This is a genomic window from Brachybacterium horti (assembly GCF_054777615.1).
Map to the genome: position 1 here is coordinate 153,222 of NZ_BAAHAM010000004.1, position 16,771 is coordinate 169,992.

The 16,771-nt window shown below is 70.1% G+C and carries 15 protein-coding genes; 13 read left to right on the forward strand and 2 right to left on the reverse strand.

The window, feature by feature from the left end; all coding sequences use genetic code 11:
• Positions 1-23: 23 nt before the first annotated feature.
• The 4 genes from ACYVAP_RS13580 to ACYVAP_RS13595 all read left to right on the forward strand — a co-directional run bounded on the left by ACYVAP_RS13580 (position 24) and on the right by ACYVAP_RS13595 (position 4,221).
• Entirely contained in the window at positions 24-572 is a 549-nt protein-coding gene (locus ACYVAP_RS13580; protein ID WP_498861058.1) for a VOC family protein, read from the forward strand.
• 77 nt (positions 573-649) lie between these two features.
• The gene (locus tag ACYVAP_RS13585) at positions 650-2,140 is read left to right on the forward strand and encodes a peptidase C69 family protein (RefSeq protein ID WP_498861059.1); all 1,491 of its coding nucleotides are present in this window, start codon (positions 650-652) and stop codon (positions 2,138-2,140) included.
• A gap of 192 nt (positions 2,141-2,332) precedes the next feature.
• Positions 2,333-2,995 (forward strand): DUF6308 family protein, encoded by a 663-nt coding sequence (locus ACYVAP_RS13590; RefSeq protein ID WP_498861060.1) that lies wholly within the window; start codon positions 2,333-2,335, stop codon positions 2,993-2,995.
• Positions 2,996-3,168: 173 nt separating this feature from the next.
• Entirely contained in the window at positions 3,169-4,221 is a 1,053-nt protein-coding gene (locus ACYVAP_RS13595; protein ID WP_498861061.1) for a restriction endonuclease, read from the forward strand.
• 135 nt (positions 4,222-4,356) lie between these two features.
• Here ACYVAP_RS13595 and ACYVAP_RS13600 read toward each other — a convergent pair whose 3' ends face one another.
• Positions 4,357-4,971, reverse strand: a complete 615-nt coding sequence (locus ACYVAP_RS13600) for a DUF6642 family protein (RefSeq protein ID WP_498861062.1) — start codon at positions 4,969-4,971, stop codon at positions 4,357-4,359.
• A 291-nt stretch (positions 4,972-5,262) separates the two neighbouring features.
• Here ACYVAP_RS13600 and ACYVAP_RS13605 point away from each other — a divergent pair, with 291 nt between their 5' ends.
• The 7 genes from ACYVAP_RS13605 (at position 5,263) to ACYVAP_RS13635 (ending at position 11,878) form a co-directional block, all read left to right on the forward strand.
• A complete protein-coding gene (locus tag ACYVAP_RS13605; RefSeq protein WP_498861063.1) occupies positions 5,263-6,204 on the forward strand; it encodes a LysR family transcriptional regulator in 942 nt (313 codons plus the stop codon).
• Positions 6,205-6,425: 221 nt separating this feature from the next.
• Entirely contained in the window at positions 6,426-7,820 is a 1,395-nt protein-coding gene (locus ACYVAP_RS13610) for an MFS transporter (RefSeq protein ID WP_498861064.1), read from the forward strand.
• 53 nt (positions 7,821-7,873) lie between these two features.
• Entirely contained in the window at positions 7,874-9,193 is a 1,320-nt protein-coding gene (locus ACYVAP_RS13615; RefSeq protein WP_498861065.1) for a flavin-containing monooxygenase, read from the forward strand.
• Positions 9,190-9,633 (forward strand): RidA family protein, encoded by a 444-nt coding sequence (locus tag ACYVAP_RS13620; RefSeq protein WP_498861066.1) that lies wholly within the window; start codon positions 9,190-9,192, stop codon positions 9,631-9,633. Before ACYVAP_RS13615 ends, ACYVAP_RS13620 begins: the two co-directional genes overlap by 4 nt.
• Positions 9,630-10,304 (forward strand): DUF1028 domain-containing protein, encoded by a 675-nt coding sequence (locus tag ACYVAP_RS13625; RefSeq protein WP_498861067.1) that lies wholly within the window; start codon positions 9,630-9,632, stop codon positions 10,302-10,304. The genes ACYVAP_RS13620 and ACYVAP_RS13625 overlap by 4 nt, the downstream gene beginning before the upstream one ends.
• Positions 10,304-11,437, forward strand: coding sequence for an amidohydrolase (locus tag ACYVAP_RS13630; protein ID WP_498861068.1), 1,134 nt, complete (start codon positions 10,304-10,306; stop codon positions 11,435-11,437). The genes ACYVAP_RS13625 and ACYVAP_RS13630 overlap by 1 nt, the downstream gene beginning before the upstream one ends.
• 24 nt (positions 11,438-11,461) lie before the next feature.
• Entirely contained in the window at positions 11,462-11,878 is a 417-nt protein-coding gene (locus ACYVAP_RS13635) for a hypothetical protein (protein WP_498861069.1), read from the forward strand.
• A 22-nt stretch (positions 11,879-11,900) separates the two neighbouring features.
• Here the strand turns inward: ACYVAP_RS13635 and ACYVAP_RS13640 are convergent, their stop codons facing one another.
• Positions 11,901-14,414, reverse strand: coding sequence for an ATP-dependent DNA ligase (locus ACYVAP_RS13640; protein ID WP_498861070.1), 2,514 nt, complete (start codon positions 14,412-14,414; stop codon positions 11,901-11,903).
• Between the two features lie 97 nt (positions 14,415-14,511).
• Here ACYVAP_RS13640 and ku point away from each other — a divergent pair, with 97 nt between their 5' ends.
• A complete protein-coding gene (gene ku / locus ACYVAP_RS13645; RefSeq protein ID WP_498861071.1) occupies positions 14,512-15,429 on the forward strand; it encodes a non-homologous end joining protein Ku in 918 nt (305 codons plus the stop codon).
• A 114-nt stretch (positions 15,430-15,543) separates the two neighbouring features.
• Positions 15,544-16,728 (forward strand): zinc-dependent alcohol dehydrogenase, encoded by a 1,185-nt coding sequence (locus tag ACYVAP_RS13650; RefSeq protein ID WP_498861072.1) that lies wholly within the window; start codon positions 15,544-15,546, stop codon positions 16,726-16,728.
• Positions 16,729-16,771 lie beyond the last annotated feature (43 nt).

Below are 16,771 nucleotides of genomic sequence, written 5' to 3' on the forward strand. Positions count from 1 at the left end.
ATCACCCGAGAGAGGACGCCCCCATGTCAGAGTCTCCTGCTCCCGCCGCCGGCCCCCTGCCCCGCGGCATCCAGCACATCGGGGTGACGGTCCCCGATCTCGACGCCGCCACGACGTTCTTCGTCGAGGGGCTCGGCGCGAAGGTCGCTTACGACGGCCTCACTCCCGAGGACGAGCCGCGCGAGGGCGAGGAGGTGGAGCGTCAGCTGGGACTGCCCTCCGGCGCCGCCATCCATCGCCAGCGCATGATCGTCATCGGCGAGGGGCCGGGGCTGGAAGTGTTCGAGATCAGCGGGGAGCAGCGAGCGGCGTCGGGCCTCGCGGACCTCGGCCTGAACCACATCTCACTGTACTGCGACGACATCGAGGGCAGCCTCGCCCGGCTCGTCGCGGCCGGCGGCACGGCCCTGTCCGAGGTGCACGGCAACAGCCGCCACGAGGACTCGCCGGGCAACGGCAGCGTCTACGTGAAGGCCCCGTGGGGCATGCTCATCGAGCTGCAGACGATCCCCTCCGGCCACTACTACGACAAGGACTCGCAGGCCGAGGTGTGGATGCCCTCCCCGCGCTGACCCCGACCGCCCCTCTCCGCGCCCGGTCGTAGAGTGGCAGGACCCTCCGCATCCCCTCGCACCAGGAGCCCTCGCCCATGCCCTGCACCACCCTGCTCGTCGGACGCAACGCGAGCGCCGACGGGTCGCCGATCGTCGCCCGCAACGAGGACTCCGGCAACGGCACCTTCGACCCGAAGAAGGTCGTCGTGGTGCAGCCCGCCGATCAGCCGCGCACCTACACCTCGGTGATCGGCAAGCGCACGATCGAGCTGCCCGGCGATCCCCTGCGGTACACCGCGATCCCGAATGCCCTTCCGGACGAGGGAGTCTGGGCCTGCGCCGGGATCAACGCCGCGAACGTCGCCATGAGCGCCACGGAGACGATCACGAGCAACCCGCGGGTGCTCGGCGCGGATCCGCTCGTCGAGCACGATCCGGCGACGGGGACGCCGGGCGGGTTCGGCGAGGAGGACTTCGTGACCCTCGTGCTGCCCTACATCCGCTCCGCGCGGGAGGGCGTCGAGCGGCTGGGGGCGCTGCTCGCCGAGCACGGCACCTACGAGATGAACGGGATCGCGTTCAGCGACGAGCAGGACATCTGGTGGCTCGAGACGGTGGGCGGGCACCACTGGATCGCGCGGCGCGTGCCGGAGGACCACTACGTGACGATGCCGAACCAGCTGGGCATCGACTCCTTCGACCTCGACGACGCCGAGGGCGCCGGCCGCGATCACCTCGCGAGCGCGGACCTTCGGGCGTTCCTCGCGACCCATCACCTCGACCTCACGCAGCGCGACGCGGAGGAGGCGGCGCCGGCGGTGTTCAACCCGCGCGAGGCGTTCGGCTCCCACAGCGACTCCGACCACGTCTACAACACGCCCCGCGCCTGGTACATGCAGCGCACCCTGAACCCGGCGAGCGAGGACTGGGACGCGGGCCTGCCCGGCGCGAGCCCCGACTCGGACGACCTCCCGTGGAGCCGCCGGCCCGAGAGCCTGCTCACCGTGGAGGACGTGAAGGACGTGCTCAGCTCCCACTATCAGGGCACCGTGTTCGACCCGTACTCCTCCCGCGGCACCGACGCCGAGCGTCGCGCGTTCCGGCCCATCGGCATCAACCGCCACAACGCCCTCGCGATCCTGCAGATCCGCCCGGACCTGCCCGAGACGCATCGTGCGCTGCAGTGGGTCGCCTATGCCTCGAACCCCTTCAACACACTGATCCCGATGTTCACGAACGTCGACGAGGCGCCCACGTACCTCGGGACCACCGAGGCGAGGGTCAGCACGGACAGCTTCTACTGGGCCTCCCGCATGATCGCCGCCCTCGCCGACGCCCACTTCCACGAGGTCATCCCCGCGATCGAGCGCTACCAGCAGCGCACCCTCGCCCTCGGCCACGCGGCCGTGCACGCCGCGACGAAGGCCGCCGACGCGGCCGACGGGGCCGCCGTGCCCGGCCTGCTCGCCGAGGCGAACACCGCCATCGCCGAGCAGATCCGCACCGCGACCGATGCCCTGCTGGGCGACGTGCTGCTCACGGCGAGCAACCACATGACGAACCGGTTCTCGCGGTCGGACTCCTGATATCTTGGCGGCACACCTGACCGGCTCGGCCCCCGCGATCCCTTTCCAGCCGAAGAGGTGGGCCCACTACATTAGCGGTGACTCGCGCCGCCGCCCGCAGCCCCCGACGAAAATGCTTTCCGCGCCAGTTGAAAACGGAGCATGTCGGACACGGAATCCAAGAATCTAGCGAGCCCTCCTGAGGAGAGACTGATGAGCATCAGAGAAGCGATCAAGAAGATCGACTTCAGCGAGGCTGAAAAACTCGCCACCGAGTACTTCGCACCCTCCTCAAAGCATCCCGGTACATGCAACTACACCGGTGCGCACTTCGAGTCCTTCCAGGCGGGGCAGAACGTCCCAAATGTCATCACGCCGTCGGACCTACTCGCCGTGCAGAATCTCGGCGTCACCGTCCCTGCGCGGGCGTCCATGGGGATCCTGGGTGATTATGCAGCGGAGATCTCCGCCCTCCTGGCCGGAATCCCACAGAATCTCGACACCAAGAGCATCCAGAGCGAGGCGCAGTTCGAGGAGGTACTCGGCGAGGAGTCACCCGCGCATGAGCTCTGGGACCTACTGCGCCACAACAGCCCCGCGGCGTCGAAGTGGGGCATCGGCCCCACGACCGCCAGCAAGATCATGGCACGGAAGCGCCCGCGCCTCATCCCCATCGAGGACTCCGTCGTCGACCGCGTCATCTCCCGTGGCGGACAGAACTCATGGAGACTATGGTGGGAGGCGCTGACCGTCGACGATTTCCTAGCGGACTATGCGGCCAGAATCCGTGAGCGTGTGGGTCACCCCCAGCTCTCCACCTTGCGCACGCTTGACATCGTCCTCTGGAAGTGGGGAACGGCGAACCCACGAGGATGAGGCAAGCGATGCGGGTGCGTAATCCCCCCGTCGAGTCCGGGGAGTTGGACCAGCACATGCTCGACCTGGGCCACGCCGCCTGGGCACGCCCCACACTCGGGGCCGTCGACGACGCGTGAACCCTTCCGACCTCAGGGGCAATCGGACGCTTCATGTTTCGCTACAGTGCGGCCATGGCGAGCACAGCATGGGTGATCCGCTCCGGCCGCTACGGCGAGCGCGACGACTGGGCGATCAAGAACAATCTCTCCGGCGGCGGATGGGATGAGGTTCCGGACCTCACCGAGATGACAACACGCGAAGAGGTCCAGCTCGTCGTCGAGGACGTCTACGCGCAGGACACCCCGGGATCACGCACCACCTCCACCGCCCAGCTCTGGGCACTGCGGGGACGCATCGCCGTCGGCGACCTCATGGCGATGCCGATGAAGACCACCCGGGAAATCGCTCTGGGCCGCGTGATCTCGCCGTACTCCTTCCTGGCCGAGAACGGTCCAGGTTTCCAGCACGTGGTCGGCGTGGAATGGGAACGGCATGTGCCTCGATCCGCGATCAAGCAGGACTTGCTCTACACCTTGGGAAGCGCGCTGACCATCTTCTCCCCGAGCCGCAACAATGCGGCCGAGCGCCTTGAGGCAGTGCTCCGGGTCGGCGCAGACCCCGGTTCACTCGACGTCGCCGCGGCGCGTCCTTCGCACGCCGCGACATCGGTCGCGACGCGGCAGCCGGACGTGGTCGACGAGCCCGAGTCCCAGCCAGACATCGACGCGATCGCCCGTGACCAGATCACCACACGCATCGCCGAAGAGTTCTCCGGTCACTCCTTCGCCCACCTCGTCGCCGAGCTGCTCCGCGCTGAGGGCTTCGAGGCGGAGGAGGCCCCGCCCGGCGCTGACGGCGGAATCGACATCACCGCCGGCCGCGGACTGCTGGGCCTCGAATCCCCTAAGCTCATCGTCCAGGTGAAGACCCCTCAGATCGGCTCGGAGGTGGTCGCCCAGCTGAACGGGCTCGTCCATACGCATGGCGCGGATTACGGGCTCCTCGCCACCTGGGCCGGCCTGTCCAAGCCCGCCCGCGACGCGGTGAAGCATCAGCGGTTCCGGGTGAAGGTGTGGGATTCAGAGGACATCGTCTCCGCGGTGCTGCGCAACTACGAGAAGCTCCCCGAGGACATCACCGAGCGCCTGCCGCTGCGACGCGTCTGGATGCTCAAGGAATCCTGACGTCAGCGCCACTCCGGCGGTCTGTACCTGACGGCCGCGCCGGCAGCGATTCAACGGCCCGATCTGAGGTGCCGCCGGCGTGACCGACGTCCTGCGAGCGAGTCCACGCCGCACCGTACGCCCGGGACAGTCCCTTCAAGAAGCAGTCTTTGAAGTGCGCAGAGCGGTCCGGTACACCTCGTTCTTCGTCGCCACGACGAGCCCGAGACGCTTGGCGAGTACAGGGTGATCTTCCTGGAGCCGCTTGAAGATGCCGTTGGACCGCACCCGCGTGGCGAGCTCCTGCAGGAGCAGCATCTCGAAGGCGGCGGCATCGGTCCAGTCGACGTTCTTGCGGTAGCCGATGACGGCTCGCGCACCGGTCTTCCTGGCGAACTGCTGCAGTCGCCTCGGATCCTCCTTGAGCGTCGAGCAGGACGCGAAGTAGACAACCTTGCCTGCACAGGCGCCGGCGAGCATCGCCTCCAGCTCGTCCATGGTGAGAGAGCCTTCGAAGTCCGCGCTCATGCTGATCGCTGCCGAGTCACCGTGCATCGCCAACCAGAGCACGCTGAACTCCGCGTACTCCTCAGAAGTCCACTTCTCGATGTAGTACTCGAACTCAGAGCGAGTGGCTACGTCTCGGTGGATCCACTGGGCGACGCCGAGCTGCTCGAGGAGTTCGAGCACCGGACGCACGCTCAGCCGGCTGGTGAGATCACTGTCCCACTCCCCCTCGAGGCAGAAGATGCCGGACGTGTTCTCTCGCATGTGTCCACTTTCCTTCGTCGGGTGTTGGTGGTCACGCTAGCTGCACGACGTTCCCTTCGCCGGCCAACGTCATTGGATACCCGGAACATCATGCGGCCACTCGCCCTCCACCCGCAGTCCCCGAGATGTGCTCGGCATGTTCGCCATGACCGCGGTGGCGTACGCAGCTGTCAGCGACGTTCTCGGTCGTGGGCCGTGCCGTCGCTGGACTCGCGCGGAGCGCGAGGAGAATGACCCCACCAGCGGACGCGCGATCCGCCCACTGCCACCTCGTTCGCGCCAGGAGCTCGCATGACGATCAGGCGACGGGACATCTCCCTCACCCAGCTGAACTACTTCGTGGCGGCCGCGGAGCACGGGAGCATGACGGCCGCAGCGGAGGAGCTGTTCATCGCGCAGTCCGCGATCTCGACGGCGATCACGCACCTCGAGCAGCAGCTGGGGGTGCAGCTGTTGATCCGGCAGCGGGCCAAGGGGCTGCAGCTCACCGCCGCGGGCGAGGATTTCCTCCAGCGTGCCCGGCAGATCCTCGCGGAGCTCGACGATGCCGTCGCCTCCGTGCACTCCGAGTCCCTCAGTGGGCGGGTGAGCGTCGGCTGCTTCCGCACGCTCGCGCCGTTCTTCCTCCCCACGCTCGCGCGTGACCTGGGCGAGCGGGCGCCGGGGCTGCGCGTGGACGTCACCGAGCTGACGGCGGACGAGGTCGCCCCCGCCCTCGCCGCGCATCGGATCGAGGTGGCGCTGACGTACGACCTCGGCCTGGACGCGACGGTGCGTCTCGAGACTCTCGCCCAGGTGCCGCTGTACGCGGCGGTCGCCCAGGATCATCCGCTCGCGGGGCGGGAGTCGGTGAGCCTCGCCGAGCTCGCGAAGGAGCCGCTGGTGCTGCTGGACCTTCCGCTTAGCCGGGACTACTTCCTGCGCACGTTCACCGATCACGGCCTCCAGTCGACGGTCCGCTACCGCTTCGAGAGCTACGAGGCGGTGCGCGCGATGGTCGCCATGGGGCACGGCTTCACGCTCCTGAACCAGCAGCCGAAGATCGAATCCACATATTCCGGCGGGAGCCTGTACCACATTCCGATCCTCGAGCAGACCCGCCCTCTCGACATCGTCCTCGCGTGGAATGACGACGGCGCTCTCCCCACCCGTCGGGCCCGCGCCTTCGCGGACATCTGCCGGGCCGTGATCGGCGGCGCCGCCGCCACCACGGACGACACTTCGCAGGCCTGACCTGCACGAATACTCGCCACCATTCCGTCATCCCGCCATCCGACGCCGGCGCCGCCCGCCCGGGCGTCACTGCTGAGACGGAAAGTCACGCTTCGATCACGGCATTTGCCCACCCCTTTCATCTGCGAAACAGAAGAACTTCCCCGCATTCCACTATTTGCGTGATTCCTCGGAGGTCCCGATTCTGGTCGGACCCATCACCCCCGAGGAGGGGATTCACCATGACCGCCACCGCCGTCCCGGACCCCCGCAGCGCCCCACTGGACCGCCGCACCGTCCGCACCAGCACCATCGCCGGCTCCATCGGCGTGCTCGTCCACTGGTTCGACTGGGCGGTCTACGCCTACATGGCGACCACGATCTCCGCCGTCTTCTTCCCCGATGCGAGCAGGACCGCCGGCCTGCTCGCCACCTTCGGGGTCTTCGCGATCTCGTTCCTCGTCCGCCCGATCGGCGCGGTCATCTTCGGCCGCCTCGGCGACAAGCTCGGCCGCACCACGACCCTCACCGTCGTCATCCTCTCGATGGCCCTGTCCACCCTCGTGCTCGGCGTCCTCCCCGGCTACGCGACCATCGGGATCCTCGCGCCGATCCTGCTCATCGCCACCCGCGTGGTGCAGGGCCTCGCCGCCGGCGGCGAGTTCGGCAGCGCCGCCGCGTTCCTCGGCGAGTTCTCCCCGGCGAAGCGCCGCGGGTTCGGCTGCAGCTGGCTCGAGTTCGGCAGCCTGCTCGGCTTCCTGCTCGCCTCCTTCATCGTGCTCGTGCTCGAGACCGTGTTCACGAGCGACCAGATCACCGGCTGGGCCTGGCGCATCCCGTTCCTCATCACCGTCCCGCTCGGCCTCATCGGGTTCTACATCCGCCGCAGGATCGAGGACACCCCCGAGTTCCGCGCCCTGCAGGAGCTCGAGACCGTCTCCTCCTCCCCCGTGCGCGAGGTGTTCCGCTCCAACTGGCGCGAGTTCCTCAAGACCTGCGGCATGGAGATCTTCATGAACGTCACCTTCTACGTCGTGCTGGTCTACCTGCTGACGTATCAGGAGGTGAACCTCGGATTCGACGCCGGCCGCGCCGCCCTCCTGTCCACCCTCGGTTCCGCCCTCGCGCTCGTCGTCGTGCCGCTCGCCGGCGCCGCCTCGGACAAGGTGGGCCGCCGCCCGGTGCTGTTCACCGCCGCGATCGCGCTCACGGTCCTCTCGGTGCCGCTGTTCGCCCTCATGCGCGTGGGCACCACCTGGGCCGCGCTCGTCTCGACCATGGGCCTCGCGCTCATCCTCGCGATCATCCTGGGCACCCACGCGGTGACCGTCGTCGAGCTGTTCCCGACCCGCACCCGGCAGACGGGCCTGTCGATCGCCTACGCCCTGACCGCCGCGCTCTTCGCCGGCACCGCCCCGTACGTGCTGACCTGGCTGATCGACACGACCGGCAGCACGATGATGCCCGGCTACTTCCTCGCCGTGGTCGGAGTCGTCGGCATCATCACCGTCGCCACGATCCGCGAGTCCCGCGGCATCGACCTCATGAAGGACGAGGACCGGGGACCCGCCGCGCCCGCCCCCGCACCGGAGGCCGTGGCGATGGCCGCGGCCCCGCCCGCGGCGCCGCTCGTCTGAGTCCCGACGACCGGCCGCCCCCACCGCATTCCCCCACCAGGAAGGTCAGCACCATGCTCACCTCACCCCACCCCACCGAGACCACCGAGGTCGTGGTCGTCGGCGCCGGGCAGTCCGGCATCGCCGCGAGCGCCCACCTCACGCGCCCCGGCATCCCCCACCTCGTCCTCGAGAAGGCCGACGTCGCCGACCGCTGGCGCCACGGCCGCTGGGACTCCCTCGTCGCCAACGGCCCCGCCTGGCACGACCGCTTCCCCGACATGGAGATCCCCGGCGTCGGCCCCGACGAGTTCGCCACCAAGGACCAGATGGCCGACTACTTCGGCGCCTTCGCCCGCAGCTTCGACGCCCCGGTCCGCACCGGCGTCGAGGTGCTCTCGGTGACACGGAAGGAGGGCGCGCCCGGCTTCCTCGTCGAGACCAGCGAGGGCACTATCGCCGCGAACGGCGTGATCGCCGCGACCGGCCCGTTCCAGGTCCCCGTCGCGCCGCGCATCATCGGCGAGGACCTGGTCCCGCACCAGATCCACTCCGCCGAGTACCGCAACCCCGATCGGCTGCCGGGCGGCGGCGTGCTCGTGGTCGGCGCCGGCTCCTCCGGCGCGCAGATCGCCGAGGAGCTCCGCGCGAGCGGACGCCAGGTGCACCTGTCCGTCGGCCCCCACGACCGGCCCCCGCGCAGCTACCGCGGCCGCGACTTCGTGTGGTGGCTCGGCGTGCTCGGCAAGTGGGACGCCACCGCCCCCGACTCCGACCACGTCACCATCGCCGTGAGCGGCGCCCGCGGCGGCCACACCGTCGACTTCCGCGAGCTCGCCGCCGCCGGCATCACCCTGGTGGGCCGCACCGAGGCCGCGACCGACAGCACGATCCGCTTCGCCGACGACCTGGGCCGCAACATCGCCGCCGGCGACGCGAACCTCCTCGAGCTGCTCGCGGAGGCCGACGCCTACATCGCCGCGAACGGCCTGGACCTGCCCGAGGAGCCCGAGGCCCACGAGCTCGGCCCGCTGCCGGACTGCGTCACCGACCCCGTCCGCTCGCTCGACCCGCGCGCCGAGGGCATCACGTCGATCATCTGGGCGACCGGCTACAAGCAGGACTTCTCCTGGCTGCAGGTCGACGCCTTCGACGAGGCCGGCCGCCCCGCGCACCTGCGCGGCGTCTCCACCGAGCCCGGCATCTACTTCCTGGGCCTGCCGTGGCTGTCCCGCCGCGGCTCGAGCTTCATCTGGGGCACCTGGCACGACGCGATGCACGTCGTCGACCACATCACGACCCGCCGCCAGTACAGCCGGTACGCGCCCGCCGCGCCGACCCCGTCGGCCGCTCCCGACCCCATCACCCGCGCCCTGGAGGAGTTCACCCGATGACCACGCACACGCGCATCCGCCCCTTCAACACGAAGGACACCTACCCCGAGCAGAACCTCGACAACGACCTGTGCCAGGCCGTCGTCGCCGGCGGCGTCGTCTACCTGCGCGGCCAGATCGGCCAGGACCTCGACACCCGCGAGTCCGTCGGCATCGGCGACGTGGAGGCCCAGGCGGAGAAGGCCATGGCCAACATCGACATGCTGCTGCGGGAGTCCGGCAGTCGCCTGGCCGACGTCGTCAAGGTGACCGTGTACCTCACCGACATCCGCTTCCGCGAGACCGTGTACCGGGTGATGGGCCGCTGGCTGAAGGGCGTGCACCCCGTGTCGACGGGCCTCGTCGTCGACGCGCTCGCCCGCCCCGAGTGGCTCGTCGAGATCGACGCGACCGCCGTGATCAGCGACCCGGCCGACGACCACGAGGTGGAGAGCGCATGACCTTCTCTATCGTCGCCCGCGACGCCCGCACCGGCGCCCTGGGCATGGTGGTGAGCTCCTCCAGCCCCGCGGTCGCCTCCCGCTGCCTGCACCTGCGCGCAGGGGTCGGCGCCGTCGCCTCCCAGAACGTCACCAACCCCGCCCTGGGCCCGGCCGTCCTGGACCGTCTCGAGGCCGGGCTCCCGGCGAGCGCGGCGCTGGCCGCCGTGCTCGAGGACGAGCAGCACCCCGCCTACCGGCAGCTCACCGTCGTCGACGCCGAAGGCAGGACCGCCGAGCACTCCGGCGAGAACGCCCTGGGCACCCGCGCGAGCGCCACCGGCGACCAGTGCGTCGCCGCCGGCAACCTGCTGGCCGACGAGGCCGTGATCCCCGCGATGGTCGCCGCCTTCGAGGCGAGCGCCGGCGAGGAGCTCGAGCGTCGCCTGCTCGCCGCGTTCCGCGCCGCCGTCGAGGCGGGCGGCGAGGCCGGGCCGATCCGCTCCGCCGGTCTCGCCGTCGTCGACGACGTCCCCTGGCGGACCACGGACCTGCGCGTGGACGACGCCGAGGACCCCCTCGGCGAGATCGCCCGACTGCTCGAGCTGTGGCTGCCGCAGAAGGCGGACTACCGCGTGCGTGCGCTCGACCCGACCGCGGCCCCGTCCTACGGCGTGCCGGGGGACGAGTGATGACGGCGGCGCTGCTGCGCACGGTCGAGGCCCATGTCGATGCCCGGCGCGAGGAGCTCGTGGGGATCAGCCACCACCTCCATGCGCACCCGGAGACCGCGTGGACCGAGCACGCCTCCGTCGCCTTCCTCACCGAGCGCTTGGAGGCCTGGGGGTTCCGCGTGGATCGGGGCGCGGCGGGCCTGCCCACCGCCTTCGTCGCCGAGCACGGCACCGGCTCGCGGACCGTCGGGATCGTCGCCGAGTACGACGCCCTCCCGGGGCTCGGCCACGCGTGCGGCCACAACGTCATCGCCGCCGCCGCGCTCGGTGCCGCGCACGCCCTGCAGACCGTCGCGAGCGAGCTCGACCTGAGGATCCGCGTGATCGGCGCGCCCGCCGAGGAGGGCGGCGGCGGCAAGATCCCCCTGCTCGAGGCCGGAGTCTTCGACGGTCTCGAGGCCGCACTGATGATCCACCCCGGGCCGGCCGACGCCGTCCTCGCCCGGCCGCGCGCCGTGGCGCATTTCGACGTGGAGTACCAAGGCATGGCCTCCCACGCCGGTGCCTACCCGCACCTCGGCGTCAACGCCGCCGACGCCTTCACCGTCGCCCAGGTCGCAATCGGCCTGCTGCGCCAGCAGCTCCCCGACACGATCCGCGTCCACGGCATCGTCCAGGAGGCGGGCACCGCACCGAACGCGATCCCCGGCAGCGCCCGCGGCTCCTGGTACGTCCGCGCGGACACGCTGGACGAGCTCGACGTGGCCTTCGAGCGGGTGCGCGCCTGCTTCGAGGCCGGGGCGACCGCGACGGGCTGCACGTGGGAGCTCACGGAGACGAGCCCCCGCTACGCCGAGTTCCGCAACGACCTCGAGCTCGCCGGGATCTTCACCCGCCTCGCCGCCGCGCAGGGCCGGGACATGGACCTCGCCGAGGACGGCCCCCGCGGCATGGCGACCGCCTCGACGGACATGGGCAACGTGTCCCAGCACGTCCGCGCGATCCACCCCTACCTCGGCATCGACTCCCTGCCCGCAGTGAACCATCAGCCCGAGTTCGCCGACGCCGCCGCCACACCGGCTGCGGACCGGGCCGTGCGGGACGGGGCGGTGCTGCTCGCGCAGACCGTCGTCGAGCTGCTCTCCCGCTGACCCGTCCCCGCTATCCTCGCCCCCATGGGGGCGACGAGGACGCACACGGGGATCATCACGCTGCTGCTGGGCACGCTGCTGCTCAGCAGCTGCACGGAGCACGTGAAGGAACACTGCAGCGGGAAGGACGGGACCACCTCCTGCACCGTCACCTTCGAGACCTCCGACGGCCAGTGGTCCACCCAGCTCGAGGGCGACGACTGGGACGAGAACGCCCGGATCAGCGGCACGTTCACGATCGAGTCGGGCAGCGGAACGCTGCTCATCGAAGGAGCGGACTCCTCCCAGGAGTACCCCCTCACCCCGGAGGAGCCCGTGGTGGTCGAGGACCTGCCGCTGGAGCTCAAGCGGGACGATGAGGACACCTGGATCTACCTCAAGGTCACCTCCGATCCGCAGATCGACGGCTTCTCCGCGCAGTACGAGTTCACCCCCAGCTGAGGCGAGGGCCGCGCGCCGCGTCTCACTCCTCCCAGCGCACCTCGTTCGCCGCCTTGTCCTGCCGCCACCCGCGCCAGACGGGGTGGCGGAGGCGGCCGTCGGCCGTGCGCTCGGTGTGCTGGACCTCGGCCACGAGGTCCGCGCGCACCCACTCGGCGTCGCGCCGGTCCGCTGAGGGCACGTCACCGACCGGGGGCGTCTTCCGAGTGCGGGAGGAGAGCGTGGCGGCGATCTGCTCGAGGTCGCGATCGCTGAATCCGGTGCCCACGCGTCCGGCGTAGCGCAGCTCGCCGTCCGAGTCGGGGACGGCCAGCAGCAGGGAGCCGATGCCCCCGGCGCGGCCGCCCCTGCCGTGCCGCCAGCCGATGACGACCACCTCCTGGTGCCGGGCGTTCTTGATCTTGATCCAGGTGCGGCTGCGCTTGCCGGGCCGGTACACGCTCGTTTCCCTCTTCGCCATGACACCCTCGAGCTGCAGTTCCTTCGAGAGCGCGATCGCATGGTCGACGTCGCCGTGGTCCGCGTGCGGCAGCTGCACGTGCCCGCTCGGCTCGACCAGGTCGAACAGGGCGTCCCGGCGCTCGCGGTACGGGGTGCGCAGCAGCGAGTCCCCGCCGCGCACGAGCAGGTCGAAGAGCATCACATGGACCTCCACGTCCTGCCGGGCCCGCTCCACGTCCCGTGGACGGGTCAGGCCCAGGCGCTGCTGGAGGCGGGGGAAGGACGGCCGGTCGCGGGCGTCGAGTGCGACGACCTCCCCGTCGAGCACGGTCTCGCCGGCCGTGAGGACCTGCGGGTCGATCACGTCCTCCAGCTCGGCGAGCTCGGGGAAGGTCGCGGTCAGGTCCTTGCCGGTGCGGCTGGTGAGGCGCACGGCGCCCGCCGTGACGGTCGCGATGACGCGCACGCCGTCCCACTTCATCTCGAACGCCCAGTCGTCCCGGTCGCGGATGTCCTCGCGGCTGCCCAGGGTGGCGAGCATCGGGGAGATCGGCTCGCCCATCGTCCCCGCATCCGCCTGCTCGTCGGATGCCGCATGGGCGGGCGCGGCGCGGGCGGGTTCGGCACCGGGCTGGTCCTTCATGAGGTGCAGCAGCCACTGGGCGCGCGCCTTCTCCTTCGCCGCCCTGCTCGTCCCCTTCCCACCCATGCCGCCGGTGTGCACGAACGCGAAGCGGCGCGGCACCCCGCCGAGCCCGCCGTCCTCGCGGCCGTGGCAGACGGCGATGATCTCCTTCCCCTCGCGCCATTTCTCGATCTCGACGGTGCCGGTGTCCCAGATGGTGACATCGCCGCCCCCGTACTCGTCCTTCGGGATGCTGCCCTCGAAGGTGCCGTACTCGAGCGGATGGTCTTCCGTCTGCACGGCCAGGCGGTTCACGTCCACATCCAGCGGCGGCCCCTTGGGCACGGCCCAGGAGACCAGCACGCCGTCGTGCTCGAGGCGCACGTCCCAGTGCAGGCTCGAGGCGTGATGCTCCTGGATCACGAACATGGGCTCCTCCGCATCGAGCGCATGCTGCGCGGCCTCGGTGCCCGGCCCGTGCTCGGGGACGGGCTCGGGAGTCCGAGCGGCGTCGCGCTTGGAGCGGTAGACCTCTAGGCGGTCCCGCGTGCCACGATCCTCGTCGGCGTGCGAGCCGTCGCCGGCCAGTCCCAGGACGGAGATCGGATCGACGCCGTCCTCGACGCGCCGCAGGACCTCCTCGAGCTCCAGCTGCTCGAGCTCCGGGTCCTCGATCTCCTCCCAGGTGCGGGGCGCGGCGACCGTGGGCCGCAGACGCCCCCGGAGCGAGTACGGGCACACGGTGGTCTTGTGGCCGTTGTTCTGGGACCAGTCCACGAGCACCTTGCCCGCGCGCCGTGACCTCGTCATGTCGCTGATGACCTCGTCGGGGTGGTCCTCCTCGAGGGACCGGGCGAGCTCGTGGGCCACCCGGGCGACCTCCTCAGCCGCTGCGGAGCCGTCCAGGGGCGCATACAGGTGGATGCCCTTCGAGCCGGAGGTGACCGGGAAGGACGCCATCCCCATGCCGTCGAGGATCTCGCGGCACCAGTGGGCGACGCGGGCGCAGTCCGCCAACCCCGCGCCCTCGCCCGGGTCGAGGTCCAGCACGAGTCGGTCGGGGTCCGACGCCGCGAGATCCGCGTCGAAGCGCCACTGCGGGGTGTGGATCTCGAGGGCTGCCAGCTGCGCGAGCCATACGAGCACGGCCGGCTCGTCGACCAGGGGGTAGGTCGAGGTGCCGTCCCGGTGCTCGATGTCCGCGCGCGGCACCCAGTCCGGGGCGTGGTCCTCGAGGTCCTTGCGGAAGAAGACCTTCCCGGGATGCTCGGCGGTGCCCACGCCGTCGACCCAGCGCTTGCGGGTGGCGGGGCGGCGGGCGGCCTGCGGGATCATCACCCCGGCGACGCGCCGGTAGTAGTCCAGCACCTCGCCCTTGGTGGTGCCCGTGGAGGGGTAGTAGACCTTCTCGAGGTGCGAGACCCTCAGCGTGCGGCCGTCGACCTCGACCTTCTGCTCACCGGTAGCCATGGGGCCACTGTGCCCCTCCTCCCGCGATCCGTCACGGGCCCGCCACGTCCCGGGTCCGGGCACTGGCCAAGCGACGGCAGTCGTGATGCCATGGGGCATGCGCGCGATATGGAGCGGTGAGATCACGTTCGGCCTCGTCAACGTGCCGGTGAAGCTCTACGGGGCGACCCGCTCGCACGACCTCTCCTTCCATCAGGTCCACGACGAGGACCAGGGACGCATCCGGTACCAGCGCACCTGCGAGGTCTGCGGGCGCGAGATCGACTACGAGCACATCGACAAGGCCTATGACGACGGCGACAAGACCGTCGTGCTCACCGACGAGGAGCTCGCGGACCTGCCGGCGGAGGACGACGACGAGATCGACGTCGTCCAGTTCGTCCCCGGGGACCAGGTGGACCCGATCCTGCTGGGAACCTCCTACTTCCTCGAGCCCGTGGGCCGCTCCTCGAAGGCGTATGTGCTGCTGCGCCGCACCCTCGAGGACACCGAGCGCACGGCCGTGGTCACCTTCACCCTGCGCTCCAAGACCCGCCTGGGGGTGCTGCGGGTGCACGAGGACCTGCTCGCCCTGCAGACCCTGCGCTGGCCCACCGACCTCAAGGACGTCGACTTCGGCCCGTCCCGGACCACGATCAGCGCGAAGGAGCGGAAGATGGCCGCCGCACTGGTCGAGCAGTTCAGCGGCGACTTCGACCCGGAGCAGTTCACCGACGAGTACCAGGAGCAGCTGCGCGAGCTGGTCGACGCCAAGCTGGAGGAGGGGGACTCCGTCGACACCGAGGCGACGTTCGGCAAGCGCACCTCGAGCGACGCGGGCGAGGGCGGCGGGAAGGTCGTCAGCCTGATGGATGCCCTCGAGCGGAGCGTGCAGAAGCGGCGGGGGGCGACGGAGAAGAAGGATTCCGCGACGAAGAAGAGCTCGACGACGAAGAAGAGCTCGACGACGAAGAAGAGCTCGTCGAGGAAGAAGGGCTCGTCGACGACCTCCCGCTCCTCGAAGAGAACCGGTTAGGCCCCGCCGGAGAGACCCCCGCGGGAGATGCGGTACCGACCGGTCGGGCGCACCCCTGGCTCCCCCGAGTGATCCCCACTACGTTGGATATCCGCCTACCTGGAGGTATCACCCGTGAGAGCAGTGACATGGCAGAAGCCCGGCGACGTGAGCGTCGAGGACGTTCCTGATCCTGTGCTCCAGGCGCCGGGGGATGCGATCGTCAGGATCACGTCGACCGCGATCTGCGGTTCGGATCTGCACCTGTACGAGGTTCTCGGCCCCTACATGACGGCGGGCGACGTCCTCGGGCACGAGGCGATGGGGATCGTCGAGGAGGTCGGCCCGGGGGTGACGCGCGTGCGCCCTGGCGATCGCGTCGTCGTCCCGTTCACCATCTCGTGCGGGGAGTGCTGGATGTGCACCCGCGGGCTCCAGTCCCAGTGCGAGACCACTCAGGTCACCGACCAGGGATCGGGCGCAGCCCTGTTCGGGTTCTCGAAGCTCTACGGGCAGGTTCCCGGCGGCCAGGCCGAGTACCTGAGGGTTCCCCATGCGGATTACGGCCTGATCACCGTCGGCGCCGACCTCCCCGACGAGCGGTATCTCTTCCTCAGCGACATCCTGCCCACCGCCTGGCAGGGGGTGATGTACGCCGATGTGCCCGAGGGAGGGACGCTCGCCGTTCTCGGCCTCGGCCCCGTGGGACAGTTCGCCGCGCGGATCGGAGTGCACCGCGGGTACCGCGTGTTCGCCATCGACCCTGTCCCCGAACGCCGTGACATGGCGGCGCGGCACGGGGTGGAGGTCTTCGATGAAGGTCCGGAGGGGATCGAGGCCATCAAGGACGCCACCGCGGGACGAGGGCCGGACGCCGTGGTCGACGCCGTCGGGATGGAGGCCCATGGCAGCCCGATCGCACGTACCGCACACCAGATCGTGGGCCACCTGCCGAAGGCGGCGGGACGCAAGGCGATGGAGACCGTCGGGGTGGACCGTCTCGCGGCGCTGCATACGAGCATCGACCTGGTGCGCCGCGGCGGGACGGTGTCGCTCAGCGGCGTGTACGGGGGCACCGCGAGCCCGATGCCTCTGCTGTCGATGTTCGACAAGCAGATCCAGTTCCGGATGGGCCAGTGCAACGTCCGCTCGTGGACCGAGGACCTCCTCTCCCTCGTGGAGGACGCCGACGATCCGCTGGGAGTGACGGACCTCGTCACCCATCGCCTGCCGCTCGAGGAGGCATCTGCTGCGTACGCGCTGTTCCAGAAGAAGCACGACGGCTGCATCAAGGTCGTGCTGGACCCCGGACGTCGCTGACCACCGTTCGTGGCCTCACGGGAATCGTCGAAGAGAGGAATGA